General features: G+C 71.2%; 9 protein-coding genes and 1 tRNA gene. 2 read left to right on the top strand and 8 right to left on the bottom strand.

Annotated elements, in window-relative coordinates; all coding sequences use genetic code 11:
• Positions 1–91: 91 nt before the first annotated feature.
• Together secE and AYL44_RS09070 are read right to left on the bottom strand one after the other, a co-directional pair.
• On the bottom strand, positions 92–358 hold the full coding sequence (secE, locus tag AYL44_RS09075; protein ID WP_064002978.1) for a preprotein translocase subunit SecE: 267 nt from the start codon (positions 356–358) through the stop codon (positions 92–94).
• A gap of 44 nt (positions 359–402) precedes the next feature.
• Positions 403–475 (bottom strand) — tRNA-Trp (locus tag AYL44_RS09070).
• A 215-nt stretch (positions 476–690) separates the two neighbouring features.
• On the opposite strand from AYL44_RS09070, the gene AYL44_RS09065 reads away from it, so the two are divergent.
• Both AYL44_RS09065 and AYL44_RS09060 read left to right on the top strand, forming a co-directional pair.
• A complete protein-coding gene (locus AYL44_RS09065) occupies positions 691–2,511 on the top strand; it encodes an HSP90 family protein (RefSeq protein WP_064002977.1) in 1,821 nt (606 codons plus the stop codon).
• Entirely contained in the window at positions 2,508–5,306 is a 2,799-nt protein-coding gene (locus AYL44_RS09060) for a hypothetical protein (protein WP_064002976.1), read from the top strand. Before AYL44_RS09065 ends, AYL44_RS09060 begins: the two co-directional genes overlap by 4 nt.
• A gap of 53 nt (positions 5,307–5,359) precedes the next feature.
• Here the strand turns inward: AYL44_RS09060 and AYL44_RS09055 are convergent, their stop codons facing one another.
• Genes AYL44_RS09055 through AYL44_RS09030 form a run of 6 tightly spaced genes read right to left on the bottom strand, consistent with a single transcriptional unit; the run spans position 5,360 to position 13,494 of the window.
• Positions 5,360–6,724 (bottom strand): NAD-dependent succinate-semialdehyde dehydrogenase, encoded by a 1,365-nt coding sequence (locus AYL44_RS09055; RefSeq protein WP_064002975.1) that lies wholly within the window; start codon positions 6,722–6,724, stop codon positions 5,360–5,362.
• Positions 6,725–6,744: 20 nt separating this feature from the next.
• Positions 6,745–8,205 carry an NAD-dependent succinate-semialdehyde dehydrogenase gene (locus tag AYL44_RS09050; RefSeq protein ID WP_064002974.1) on the bottom strand — a complete coding sequence of 487 codons (1,461 nt, stop codon included), beginning with the start codon at positions 8,203–8,205 and terminating at the stop codon, positions 6,745–6,747.
• Positions 8,202–9,767 carry an APC family permease gene (locus tag AYL44_RS09045; RefSeq protein ID WP_064002973.1) on the bottom strand — a complete coding sequence of 522 codons (1,566 nt, stop codon included), beginning with the start codon at positions 9,765–9,767 and terminating at the stop codon, positions 8,202–8,204. Before AYL44_RS09045 ends, AYL44_RS09050 begins: the two co-directional genes overlap by 4 nt.
• Positions 9,768–9,784: 17 nt before the next feature.
• Positions 9,785–10,669, bottom strand: coding sequence for a universal stress protein (locus tag AYL44_RS09040; RefSeq protein ID WP_064002972.1), 885 nt, complete (start codon positions 10,667–10,669; stop codon positions 9,785–9,787).
• Positions 10,666–12,024, bottom strand: a complete 1,359-nt coding sequence (locus AYL44_RS09035) for a flavin monoamine oxidase family protein (protein WP_064002971.1) — start codon at positions 12,022–12,024, stop codon at positions 10,666–10,668. Before AYL44_RS09035 ends, AYL44_RS09040 begins: the two co-directional genes overlap by 4 nt.
• On the bottom strand, positions 12,025–13,494 hold the full coding sequence (locus tag AYL44_RS09030) for an amino acid permease (RefSeq protein WP_064002970.1): 1,470 nt from the start codon (positions 13,492–13,494) through the stop codon (positions 12,025–12,027).
• Position 13,495 lies beyond the last annotated feature (1 nt).

Raw genomic sequence — 13,495 nt, 5'->3', positions numbered from 1 at the left:
CAGGTTCGGCTTCGGTGTTCAGCGGCGCGTCGGCGGGTGATCCCGTGGTCCGGGATGCCGTCCGTCACCGCGACGGATGGTCGTCCGTTCGTCAGCTCGGCACGTCGAAGACGATGTCCGTGACCCAGGTGAAGAGCAGGTCGAGCCCGTAGACGATCGCCATCACGACGACGACGAATCCGAGGACCACGAGCGTGAACTTGACGAGCTCCTGCCGGGTCGGCGTGACGACCTTGCGGAGTTCGGCGATCACCTGACGGATGAAGAGGGCGATCCGCTGGAAGAAGTTGAGCTTCTTCTCACGGGTGGCGCCGCTGCTGGCAGCGACGACCTCGCCGTTCGGCTCATCCTGGACCATTCAACCCACCTGTTGCTCGGTTCGAGTCAGCTGACGCTGACGCGCAGGGCGGACAGGAATCGAACCTGCAACCTGCGGTTTTGGAGACCGCTGCTCTGCCAATTGAGCTACCGCCCTAAGGTCTTGCGACCCGGGAATCCACATCCTCGCCGACCCCATGGGCACGGCAAAAGAATGCAGACAACTGCGCGCACAAGCATACGGCATGCCTCGCGGGCTGGCGAACGCGCGGCATCCCGCCCCTCCCGGAGGGGCCTCGCTAGGCTTGTCCGGCCGTCCTGTCGCGGCAGCGCCGGAGGGGGTCCGGCGCACGGACGATCATGAGGAGCCCGGTGACCGACAGTTCCGCCGCCCACCAGTTCCAGGTCGACCTCCGGGGTGTCATCGACCTCCTCAGTCGCCACATCTATTCGAGCCCGCGCGTGTTCCTGCGCGAACTCCTCCAGAACGCCGTCGACGCGATCGCCGCTCGACGTGCGCTCGACGGCGGGGGCGGCCGCATCCGGATCACGCCCGTGAGTGCCGCGTCGGACGAGTTCGTCCTGCGCGACGACGGCATCGGGCTCACCGAGGCCGAGGTCGCGGATCTGCTCGCGACGGTGGGACGCAGCTCGAAGCGCGACATCTTCGATCTTCCGCGTGGCGACTTCCTCGGCCAGTTCGGCATCGGGATGCTGTCGTGCTTCATGGTGTGCGACACGATCGTCATCCGTTCGCGCAGCGCCGCGGGGGGCGGCGCCGTGGAATGGACCGGCCACGCCGACGGCACCTTCACGGTGTCGCCGTACGCCGGCGACCTCCCCGTCGGGACGAGCGTGCACCTGACCCCGCGCGCCGACACGCGGTCGCTGCTCGAGACGAGCACCGTCCTCGACCTCGCCGAGACGTTCGGGCGCTACCTGCCCCACGCCGTCGTGGTCGACCTCCCCGGCGGCGGCGAGACGACCGTCACCGAGCCGGCGCCGTTCCTCGACGGCGACCTCGAGCGCCTCCTCGCCTACGGGCGCGAGCTCATCGGTGCGGAGCCGCTCGATGCCATCCCCCTCCACGTGCCGGGCACGCAGACCCGCGGGGTGGCCTTCGTCCTGCCCTTCGCCCCTCCGTCCACCGCACGGCAGAGCACCCGCGTCTACCTGCGGCGGATGCTGCTGACCGAACGCGCCGACGACCTGCTGCCCGCGTGGGCGTTCTTCACGCGCGCCGTCGTGGACTCGGGGTCGCTGCATCCGACGGCCAGTCGCGAGTCCCTCGTCGACGACGACGCGCTGGAGCAGACGCGGCAGGAGATCGGCGAGGCGATCCGGCGCTGGATCCTCGAGCTCGCGCTGCAGGACCCGGTGCGGCTCTCGCAGTTCGTGTCGATCCACGAGGTCGCCCTCAAATCCCTCGTCCGTCACGATGACGAGCTCGCCCGCTTCATCGTGCGCTGGCTCTCGGTCGAGACGACCGCGGGGCGGCTGCGGATCGAGGAGCTGGCCAGCCGGTTCCCGGTCGTGCGCTACGCCGAGACGGTCGACGAGTTCCGGCAGGTGGCCAGCATGACCGCGTCGGGCGGGGTGCTCGTCAACGGCGGCTACCTCTACGACGCCGACCTCGTCCGCCGCATCCCGGAGCTGTTCCCCGGGGTCGAGGTGGAGCGGGTGGACGTCGTCGGCGAGATCGACCGGCTCGATCTCGCCCCGCTCGACGATCGCGCCGCCGCGACCGGCCTCGAGGACCGCGCCCGCGCAGCGCTGACCGATGTCGACGTGGCCGTCCGGAGCTTCGACCGGCCTGAGCTGCCGGGGCTGTTCGTGGCCGATCCCGAGGTCCTCCGCGCGCTCGACCGCGGACGGGCCCGGAGCGCCGGAGGCGCCCTGTGGAGCGGCGTCCTCGACCGCGCCGCGAGCGTCGTCTCGGGCGGCCGCGGGGCCGACGAGCCCGCGGCGCGGCTCTGCCTCAACTGGACCAACCCGGTGATCCGCCGGCTCGCGGCGACCGCACCGGGCCGCGTGTTCGACCTCAGTGTGCAGCTGCTCTACGTGCAGTCGCTGCTCGCCGGGCACCATCCCCTCGGACCCGACGACCGCGCCCTCATGTCGACGGCGCTGTCCGAGCTCGTCGACCGCGCGATCGACTCCGACACCCCGCCCGCGACAGAAGGAGCCTCATGACCGGTCACGCCACCCGCATCCGATCCCTCTTCGACGAGATCGACAACACGCCGTGGGGACCGCAGGAGCAGGCCCTCGTCGCGCAGGCGGTCGCGCTGGCGCAGGAGAGCGGCGACGAGCGGCTCGAGTACGAGGCGCGGCTGCGGCAGACCTCGAGCGCCAACATGAGCGGTGACACCGACCTCATGCTGACCTCCTTCGCGTGGTGCCTCGCCCATCACGACGCCGACCCCGAGGGCTTCCCCGCGACGGTCGAACCCGCCGGCGACCTGCTCTGGCAGTACAAGTGGATGGCGAGCGCGCTCGGCGGGTCGCCGGAGTTCTCGCTCGATCAGATCGCGGCGGTGCTCGACGACATGGAGGCGCACTACGAGCGCGCCGGCATCGGCCCCAGCGGGGTGCTGATGGCCCGTTTCGAGGATGCCTGGGCCGCGGGGCGCCTGGAGGAGGCGACCGACCTGCAGCGCCGGCTCGAGGCGACGCCGCGCGACGACTACAGCCACTGCGACGCGTGCGTGCGCAGCCAGTTCGCCGGGTTCTTCATCGAGACCGGTCGCGAGGACGACGCCATCCGGCTCGTCGGCGAGATGATCGAGAACGGTTTCTCGTGCGGCGAGGAGCCCGAGCACGCCCTCTCGCGCATCCTCCTCCCCTACCTGCGCGCCGGCATGTTCGACGACGCCCGGACGGCGCACCTGCGGAGCTACCGGCTCGCGAAGGACAACCCCGACAACCTCGCGATCGTCGCGAAGAACGTCGTGTTCTGCGCCGTCACCGGCAACGAGGCCCGCGCCCTCGCCCTCGTCGAACGCCACCTCCCCTGGCTCGTCCACGACGGCCTCAACGCCGACGCGCACGCGACGGCCCTGGGCGCCTTCGCCCTGGCACTCGACGCCGTCGCGGCCGCGGGGCACCCCGAGCTCACCGTGCGGGGGTCCGACGCCGACGCGCTCGTGCCGGTCTTCGGCGCGCATGACAGGCCGTGGCGCGTCTATGAGCTCGCCGCGACCGCCTGGCGGGCCGCCGGCGACATCGCCGCCGCGTTCGACCGCCGCAACGGCACCGACGCCCACACCCGGAACCTCGAGCGACTGCGCGAGACCGGCGCCGAGCGGTACGACGTCCCGATCCGCACGCACGACTTCTCGGCCGTCGCGACCCCCGCCCCCGCCGTGACCCGCGAGGAGCGGCTCGCGCGGGCCGTCGCGCTTGCGCAGGTCGGATCGTCTGCCGCGATCGCCCCGCTGCGCGAGCTGCTGACGGATGCCGCGCCCGCCGAGCGCGTGACGCTGTCGTCGCACCTGCTGGGCGGCCTCGTCGCGACCGACCGGCTGGACGAGGCGGAGGCGTTCCTGCCCGAGCGGATCGCCGCGCTGCACGAAGCGGGACACGCGGCGCAGGCCGAGCTCGAGGACCGCCTGGGGCTGGTCCTGTTCGGCAGGGACCTCGCCGAGGCGGGCGACCTGCTGCGCGCCGAGGTCGCCGCCGCGGCCGACGCGCCCGCCGACGTGCGGGCGGACCTGCTCCAGACGCTCGGCGTCGCGCGGCTGTATGAGGGGGGCTTCGCCGAGGCGCGCGAGGACGCCCGCACCGCTGCCCGCTTGTTCGCCGAGGCGGGGGACCCGGTCCGCGCGCAGGGCGCGCAGGTGCTGGAGGTGGATGCCGCGGCATCCGCTTCGCTCTTCGACGAGGCGCGTGAGGTCGTGGCCGAGCTGTTGGCCGCGCCGCTGAGCGATGGGCGCCGCGCCCGCGTGCTCGCCGCCCGCGCGCGTCTGCAGGGCGGTGCCGGGGAGTTCGAGTCCGGCGCCGCCGACGCCGACGAGACCGTGCGACTTCTGCTGTCGGTCGGCGCCGACGACCTGCGCGTCGGCGAGGCGTTCCTGCTCGCGGGAGCCCTGCACGAGGATGCCGGCTCGGCGTCGCTCGCGGCGGGTCGGTACCGGTCGGCGGCGGAGCGGTTCGAGTCCGCGGGCGCCTCGACCGCCGAGACCCGCTACCGGCTCGGCCGCGCGCTCCTCGCCGCGGACATGTCGCAGGAGGCCCTCGATGCCCTCCACGAGGCGCTGCAGGAGGAGACCGCCGCCGAGGTCCCCGCGGGGTCCCGCGCGATCACCGTCGCCCTGCTCGCCCGCGCCTACGAGGGGGCGCGCGACTACGGCAACGCCGTGGGGGCGTGGGGCTTCGCGGCCGATCTGCACGAGGAGGCCGGCGAGGCCGAGGGCCAGGCGCAGGCGCTCGTGCAGCAGGGCCGGCACCTCGGCAACTTCGGGGAGTTCGACGACGCCGTGCTAGCGTTCGACACCGCGATCGGTCTGATCCGGGACCGCGAGGACCAGGTCGGCGTGCTCGCCGAGGCGCTGCACCTGCTCGCGCAGGCCAAGATGCAGCGCGGCGACGAGGACGCCTCCGACGTGATCGACCAGGCGCTGGCGCTCGGCCGGGCCAACGAGGCGCACTGGTACGTCGCCGACGTGCTCGACACGCGCGCGCGCCTGCTGGCCGGCCGCGAGCGCACGGAGGAGGCCGTGGCGACCGCCCTCCAGGCCGCGGACGGATTCGCCGAGGCCGGCGACCCGGGCTCGGGGGCGGGGTCGGAGCTGCTGGCAGCCCGGCTGCTCGTCGGGGTCGACCGGGCGGCCGACGCGGTCCTGCTGTACCGCTCGGCCGTCGACCATGCGACCGAGGGCGGCAACGACCCGCTCCGCCAGCAGGCGGCGCTCGAGCTCGGCGACGTCTACGAGGGCCTCGGCCGTCACGCCGAGGCGGCGGAGATCCGCGCGACGACCTCGGCCTGATCCGGGAACGGTGAGGGGCGGCATCCGACCGGATGCCGCCCCTCACCGTTCGGTCAGCCGATGCGGATGAGCTTCTTGTTGACGAACTCGTCGGCCGCCAGCAGCCCCAGCTCGCGGCCGGTGCCGCTGCGCTTGATGCCGCCGAAGGGCAGGCCCGGCTCGTCGGCGAGCACGAGGTTGACGTAGACCATGCCCGCCTCGATCCTGTCGGCGACCCGCTTCGCCTGCTCGGGGTCGGTCGTGTACACGTACGATCCGAGGCCGAACGGGGTGTCGTTGGCGAGGCGGACCGCCTCGTCCTCGTCCGCGACGCGGTAGACGACGCCCGCCGGACCGAACAGCTCCTCGCGGTAGACGTCCATCACGGGGGTGACGCCCGTGAGGACGGTCGGGGTGAAGAAGGCACCGTCGCGGGTGCCGCCGGTGACGATCGTGGCGCCCTGGGCCGCGGCATCCCGGATCTGCTTCTCGAGACGCTCGGCGGCCGCGACCGACGACAGCGGGCCGAGGACCGTGTCGGAGCTCCACGGATCGCCGACGCTCGCCGCGGCCATCTTGGCGGTGAACGCCTCGAGGAACGCGTCGTAGAGGCCGTCGACGACGATGAACCGCTTGGCGCCGTTGCAGGACTGCCCCGTGTTGTCGAGGCGCGCGTCGACCGCCGCCTGCGCGACCGCGTCGATGTCGTCGGCCGACAGCACGATGAACGGGTCGGACCCGCCGAGCTCGAGGGCGACCTTCTTGAGGTTGCGCCCGGCGACCTCGGCGACCGCCGCACCGGCACGCTCGGAACCCGTCACCGAGGCGCCCTGCACCCGCGGGTCGGCGATGACGTCGGCGGCCTGCTCGTTCGTCAGGTAGACGTTCGTGTACGCGCCCTCGGGGAAGCCCGCGTCGCGGTAGATCGCCTCGATCGCCGCGGCGGACTCGGGGCACTGCGGCGCGTGCTTGAGGAGGATCGTGTTGCCGACCGCCAGGTTCGGGGCCGCGAAACGGGCCACCTGGTAGTAGGGGAAGTTCCACGGCATGACCCCCAGCAGCACGCCCAGGGGCGCCTTGCGGATGACGGCGGTGCCGTCGCCGTCGATCGGGACGGGCGCGTCCGCGGTGATCTCCTCGATGTGGTCGGCGTAGTACTCGGTGATGTCGGCGGCGAAGTCGACCTCGCCGAGCGCCCCGTCGATCTGCTTGCCCATCTCGCGGACGATGATCTTCGCGAGCTCGTCGCGGCGCTCGCGGTGCAGCTGCGCGGCGCGGCGCAGCAGATCGGCCCGCTCGGCGGGCGTGGAGGTGCGCCCCCACCCGCGGGCGGCCCCGTCGGCGGTGGCGAGGGCGTGCTCCACCTCCTCGGCGGTGGCGGTCGGGTAGGTGGCGTGGGTCTCCCCCGTGGCGGGGTCGATGACGGCGTAGTCGCTCATGATGCTCCTCTTCGTCCCGCTCAGGCGGGGATCAGGGTGTACTTCACGTTCAGGTATTCGTGGATGCCTTCCAGGCCGCCTTCGCGCCCCATGCCCGACTGCTTGACCCCGCCGAACGGGGCAGCGGCGTTGGACACGACGCCGACGTTCAGGCCCATCATGCCCGTCTCGAGACGGTCGATCATGCGGTGGCCGCGGGCGAGGTCCTGTGTGAAGACGTAGGACACCAGCCCGTACTCGGTGTCGTTGGCCAGGCGCACGGCCTCGTCCTCGTCGGAGAAGGTGGAGATCGCCAGCACCGGCCCGAAGATCTCCTCGCGGAGGATCGCGCTGCCGGGGACGACGCCCTCGACGACCGTCGGCTCGTAGAAGGTGCCGGGACCTTCGAGGGCGTTGCCGCCGGCCAGGATGCGGGCGCCCCGCTCGACGGCGTCGCCGACGAGCTCCTGCGCCTTCGCGACCGCGCGGTCGTCGATGAGCGGACCGATCTGCACGCCGTCCTCGGTGCCGCGGCCCACGTTCATGGCGCGCACGCGGTCGGCGACGCGCTGCGAGAACTCGGCCGCGACCGACTCGTGCACGATGAAGCGGTTGGCCGCTGTGCAGGCCTGTCCGATGTTGCGGAACTTCGCCAGCATCGCGCCGTCGACGGCCTTGTCGAGGTCGGCGTCCTCGAAGACGACGAACGGCGCGTTGCCGCCGAGCTCCATCGAGACGCGCAGGACGCCCTCGGCCGCCTGGGCGATGAGCTTCTGACCGACGGGGGTGGACCCCGTGAAGGAGAGCTTGCGCAGTCGAGGGTCGGAGATGATCGGACCGGACACCGCGCTCGACGACGAGGTCGTGATGACGTTGACGACGCCCTCGGGCACGCCGGCCTCGGCGAGCAGCTGCGCGAAGAACAGAGTCGTCAGCGGCGTCAGCTCGGCGGGCTTCACGACCACGGTGCAGCCCGCGGCGAGCGCGGGGGCGATCTTGCGGGTCGCCATCGCGAGCGGGAAGTTCCACGGGGTGATGAAGAAGGACGGACCCACGGGGCGCTGCGAGACGACCATGCGCCCCGTGCCCTCGGGGTTCATGCCGTAGCGGCCCGAGATGCGCACGGCCTCCTCGCTGAACCAGCGCAGGAACTCGCCGCCGTAGGCCACCTCTCCCCTGGACTCGGCGAGGGGCTTGCCCATCTCGAGGGTCATGAGGAGGGCGAGATCCTCCTTGCGGGCCTGCACGAGGTCGAACGCGCGGCGGAGGATGTCGCTCCGCTCCCGCGGCGCGGTCGCCGCCCACGCCTCCTGCGCCGCGACGGCCGCGTCGAGGGCCCGGATGCCGTCGGCCGGCGAGGCGTCGGCGATCCGCCGGATCACCTCTCCCGTCGACGGGTCGAACACGTCGAGGGTCTTCTGCCCCTCGGCATCCACCCACCGGCCCCCGATGAAGAGCTGGTTCGGGATCTGGGCGAGGAGGTCGGACTCGCGGGAGGTCATCGGTTGTTCTCGCTTTCTGCGCGTAGCTTCCGCGCACTGGGGGGTGCGTCCATCGCGAGCGTCTGCCCGCGGAAGAACGCCGGACGGCGGACGGACTGCCAGATCATTGTGACGATCCCGACGACGATGATCAGCATCCCGAGGATGAACACGAGGCCGACGCCGAACACCTCGGAGCCGGAACCGTAGGCCGGGTCCATCGAGTCGACGAGGGTCGTGACGAAGATGACGGCGAGGATCACCCCGCCGACGAGCGGCGAGAGGAACGTGAACAGGAACGACCGGACGGAATCGAACCACTGCTTGCGGAAGTACCAGACGCACGCGAAGGCGGTGAGCCCGTAGTAGAAGCAGATCATCATTCCGAGCGACAGAATCGTGTCGGTGAGGACGTTCTCGCTGAGCAGCCGCATGACCGCGTAGAACACCGCGGCGACCACGGAGGACACGATGGTCGCGAAGCCGGGCGTGAAGAACCGCGGGCTGACGGCGGCGAACCGACGCGGCAGCGCGCCGTAATGCCCCATGGCCAGCAGCGTCCGGGCCGGTCCCACCGCGGTGGACTGCAGGGATGCCGCCGAGCTCGAGAGCACGGCCAGCGAGACGAGGAAGGCCAACGGTCCGAGCACGGGGCCCGAGAGCGCGAAGAAGACGTTCGCCGAGATGTCCTCGTTGCCGAGCCCGAGTTCCCCGGTCCCGACGCCGGCGAACATCATCAGGCTGACGGACAGGGCGAGGTAGAGCGCCATCACGACCACGACGGTCACCATCGCGGCGCGTCCGGGCGTGCGGTCGGGGTCTTTCGTCTCCTCGTTCATCGTCAGGACGACGTCCCAGCCCCAGAAGATGAAGATCGACAGCGAGATGCCCGCGGCGAAGGCGCTGAAGCTCGACACCTCGAACGGGTTGACCCACGACCAGTCGAAGGCGAGGTGGTCGATGCCGTCCCCGCTGAAGCTCTTCACGAAGGCCGCGACGGCGAAGAGGACCAGCACGATGACCTGGAAACCGACGAGCACGTACTGGAACTTCTGCGTGGTCTGCATGTCGCGGTAGGACACGAGCGTCGCGCCCAGGAGGAACAGCAGACACACCCCGACATTGATGAACGGGTTGAAGGCGAGCTCGGCGATGCCCTCGTTGCCGCTGATCTGCGCGATCAGCAGGAAGAGGAACTCGACGGCGATGCCGGCGAGGTTCGACAGCACGATGACGGTCGCCGCGATCAGGCCCCAGCCCGTCATCCACCCGATCCACGGGCCGAAGGCGCGGACGCCCCAGGTGAAGCTCGTTCCGGAGTCGGGCATGACCCGGTTCAGCTCGCGGTAGCCCAGGGCGACGAGCAGCATCGGGATGAACCCGACGAGGATCACGGCGGGCACCTGCACGCCCACCGCCGAGACCGTGGGCCCCAGGGAGGCGGTGAGCGTGTAGGCGGGGGCGATCGTCGAGACGCCGATCACGACGGCGCCGACCAGGCCCACCGTTCCGGCGCTGAGGCCCTTGGCGGAGATCGCGGCGTCTTTCGCCCCGGGGATCTTCTCTGCGGCGTGCTGGCTCATCGTCGAGCTCCTTCGGATCAGCGGGACTGTTCGGGGGTGCGGGTGCGCGGCACGACAACCATCGGCACCGGGATCTCGCTCAGCAGCTTCGCCGCGACCGATCCCAGGAACAGGCGCCGCGGCTGCGCGAGGCGGCTCGAGCCGACGAGGATCATCTCGCCCGGCAGCCAGTCGAGATGGGCGACGGCATCCTCGATGCTGTCGCCCTTCGCGGTCACGATGTCGGCACGGACGCCCTCGGGGATCGCTGCGAGCACGTCGTCGAGCACCTTCTCGGCGTGCGCGGCGCCCGCGAGCCGGATGACCCCCGTGTCGACGGATGCCGGCAGGTCGACCGTCACGAGCGAGATGAGGCGCAGCGACGCCCCCGTCGCCGACGCGAGCGCGACGGCCTCCTCGAGGAGGACGTCGGCACCGGCACGCGTGCCGACCGCGACGGTCAGGCGCGGAACACCGGCATCCGTCACCCGCTTGCGCGCACCGCGCGGCACGAGCACGACCGGAACGTCGGAGGAGTGCAGCAGCTGGCTCGTCGTGGAGCCGAGCCGGTGACGCCCCCGCGAGCCGCCGTCGGCAGCACCCACCACGAGGTGCGAGGCGCCGAATTCGTCGGCGGCCTCGACGAGACCCTCGGCGAAGGACTCGGCGTAGCGGGCGTGCTCGCGGTGGACCACGCCGTTCGGCACGTCGGCGGCCGCCTCGGCGAGCCAGGACTCGGCCTGGCCGAGCAGGTAGCGGTCGTACGACGCGTCGGGCGGGGTGATGACGCTGCGCCCCTCCCCCGGCAGGACGAGCACGATGTCGAGTTCCGCGCCGGATGCCGCGGCCAGACCACCCGCGACCGCGACCGCGTCGCGGCCGGCTTTCGTCGCGGTGTACCCGACGACGATGCGGCCGCTCATACCCGGCCGTCCGCGAGGATGTTCCGGGCGGCGAGGCGGCCCATGCGGATCGCGCCGTCGACGTGCTGGTAGCCGGCGCCCGCGATGTCGCTGCAGGCGAAGTGGATGGGCCCGACGGGCGTGCGCACATCCGCGCCGTAGCGGTGCAGGCCGCCCATGTCGAAGCTCGCCGCGTAGGCGCCGCGGGTCCACTCCTCGGTGCCCCAGTCGCTCTCGTAGTAGACGACCGGGTCCTTCGCCTCGGGGCCGTAGTAGTGCGACAGCGACTCGAGGATGCGTTCCTTGCGCTCCTCGGCCGACAGGCGGAACATGTCGTCGGCGTTACGGTCCGACACGAAGCCGACGAGCGTGCCGCGCGGGTCCTCGTGGTTCGTGTTGTCGTAGGCCTCGTGGCAGATCTCGTAGGGGCTGAAGGCGGTGCCCGACAAGCCCTTCTCGCGCCAGAACGGCGTCTCGTAGACGGCGTGCACCTTGATGACGAACCCCATCGACAGGTGCTGGTGCATCTGGTGCTGCAGACGCGGCATCGGCGGCTCGAACGAGATCCGGTGGTACAGCACCGGCGCGAGGGCGAGGATCGCGCGGCGCGCCCGGACGGTGAGGCCCTCGGCGTGCGCCGTGACCCCGGCATCCGACCATTCCAGGGTGCGCACCGGACGGTTCAGGAAGACGTCGTCGCCGAGGCGCTCCGCCAGGAGCACCGGCACCTGCTGCAGGCCACCCACGACGCGCTTGTCGAGGATGAAGTCCGCGTCGACGAGGTGCGAATAGCTGCCGGCGCTCGCGGCCATGAGCAGCGACTGCAGCAGCGAGAAGGCGTGCGTCGGCTTGGTGAGCATCGCCGACCCGGTCGCGAAGGCGAGGTTGCGGACCGCCTCGTCGTCGTCGGTCTGCTGGCGCAGCCACGCGTCCCACGTGATCGTGTCCCACTCGGCGGCCTTCGGGTGCGCGTAGGGACGGTCGGGGTCGATCTCGGCGACCATCGCGTCGAGCCGGCGGGTGATCTCGTCGATCGTCCGCTCGGTCTCGGGGCTCACGGGGAACATCTCGCCGGTGAAACGCGACACGGTGCCGTCGGGCCCGACGTAGACGCTGTCGCCCTCGCGGTAGCGGCTGAAGGTCTCGAGCCCCAGTTCGGCGACCGTCTCGATGAGGGCGTCCTGGTCGGGCGAGACCCACTGTCCGCCGAGCTCGAGCATCGCGCCGTCGACGACGTCGGTCCACAGGCGACCGCCGACGCGCTCGCGGGCCTCGAGGACGGCGACCGACAGACCGGCCTTGCGCAGCTCGTTCGCGGCGGTGAGGCCGGCGGCACCGGCTCCCACGATCACGACGTCACGGGTGATCTCGGTCATTCACGACTCCTTCGTCAGAGAGCTGGTCGTCGGCGCGTGGTCGGGCCGGCGACGGAGGTTGCGCCGCACGAGCGGCCAGAACACGAGCAGCACGGCGGTCGCGATGAGGCTCGTCCACACCTGCGCGCGCCCGGACTCCGACGTCAGCATGATGGCGACGACGGCGGTGATCGCGGCGATCAGCAGGATGTTGAGCCACGGGTGCAGCCACACCTTGAGCTTGAGCGCGGCGACCTCGTCGGGCGTCATCTTCTGCCGCAGCCGCATCTGCGTGAGGGCGATGAAGACGTAGACGAAGAGGGCGACGAGGCCCGCGGAGTTCATGATGAAGTCGAAGATGCCCGAGCTCGGGGCGACGAAGTTCACGAGCGTCGCGATGAGCCCGCCGATCGTCGAGGCGAGCAGGGCGAACACCGGCACCCCGGTGCGGGAACGGCGGGCGACGACCTTCGGGGCGAACCCCTTGTCGGCGAGCGCGGCGAACATGCGCGAGGCCGAGTAGAGGCCGGAGTTCAGGACCGAGATGACAGCCGTGAAGATGACGAGCTGCATGATCACGTCGGCGAACGGGATGCCGAACCGCGACAGCGCGATCGTGAAGGGCGCGTTCGCGACATCGGTCGGCACGGGCAGTTCGTCCCAGGGGACGACGGTGACGATGACGAGGACCGACCCCACGAAGAACAGCAGGATGCGCCAGATGATCGTGCTCGTCGCCTGCCGGATGCCCTTGGCGGGGTCGACGGACTCGGCCGAGGCCATGACGGCGATCTCGGTGCCGAAGTAGGAGAAGATCACGAGCGCGACGCCGGTGAAGGCGACGCCGATTCCGTTCGGCGCGAACCCGCCGTGCTCCCACAGGTTCGGGACGGCGAACGTTGCGTTCGGCCAGAGTCCGAGGGCGAAGAGGATGCCGGCGCCCAGGAACACGACGATGGCGAGCACCTTGATGCTTGCGAGCCAGAACTCGACCTCGCCGAAGGTGCGCACCGAGATGACGTTCGTGCCGACGAAGATCGCGATGAGGATGAGCGACCACGCCCACGACGGCAGCGCCGGGAGCCACGTGTGGAGCGTCTCGCCGCCGAGCACGGCCTCATAGGCGAGCACGCCGACCCAGAAGTACCAGTACAGCCAGCCGACGAGGTAGGCCGCCCAGTCGCCGAGACCGACGCGGGCGTACTCCATGAAGGAACCGATCGCGGGGCGGGATGCCGCCATCTCGCCCAGCATGCGCATCGCGAAGAAGACGAGCAGGCCGCCGATCAGGTACGAGACGATCGCGGCGGGTCCGACCTCGCGGATCACGTTGCCGGAGCCGACGAACAGGCTCGCCCCGATGATCCCGCCGAGCGTGATCATCGTCACATGACGCGAGCGCAGTTTGCTGGAGCGCGCCTGCGTCACCGCGCCGAGCCCCGCCGACGTCTCGGGCGAGACCGGCTGCGACCAGTTGTCGGACCCCGCCATA

Source organism: Microbacterium oleivorans, from assembly GCF_001644225.1.
In the GTDB taxonomy this organism is placed as follows: Bacteria; Actinomycetota; Actinomycetes; order Actinomycetales; family Microbacteriaceae; genus Microbacterium; species Microbacterium gawkjiense.
This window is presented reverse-complemented; position numbering and strand designations above follow the sequence as displayed.

What these genes read in the sequence shown, in the direction of transcription:
- AYL44_RS09050 (WP_064002974.1), bottom strand. Translation starts at nt 8,205, where the DNA reads ATGACCTCCCGCGAGTCCGACCTCCTCGCCCAGATCCCGAACCAGCTC.
- AYL44_RS09030 (WP_064002970.1), bottom strand. Translation starts at nt 13,494, where the DNA reads ATGGCGGGGTCCGACAACTGGTCGCAGCCGGTCTCGCCCGAGACGTCG.
- AYL44_RS09055 (WP_064002975.1), bottom strand. Translation starts at nt 6,724, where the DNA reads ATGAGCGACTACGCCGTCATCGACCCCGCCACGGGGGAGACCCACGCC.
- AYL44_RS09045 (WP_064002973.1), bottom strand. Translation starts at nt 9,767, where the DNA reads ATGAGCCAGCACGCCGCAGAGAAGATCCCCGGGGCGAAAGACGCCGCG.
- AYL44_RS09035 (WP_064002971.1), bottom strand. Translation starts at nt 12,024, where the DNA reads ATGACCGAGATCACCCGTGACGTCGTGATCGTGGGAGCCGGTGCCGCC.
- AYL44_RS09060 (WP_064002976.1), top strand. Translation starts at nt 2,508, where the DNA reads ATGACCGGTCACGCCACCCGCATCCGATCCCTCTTCGACGAGATCGAC.
- secE (WP_064002978.1), bottom strand. Translation starts at nt 358, where the DNA reads ATGGTCCAGGATGAGCCGAACGGCGAGGTCGTCGCTGCCAGCAGCGGC.
- AYL44_RS09040 (WP_064002972.1), bottom strand. Translation starts at nt 10,669, where the DNA reads ATGAGCGGCCGCATCGTCGTCGGGTACACCGCGACGAAAGCCGGCCGC.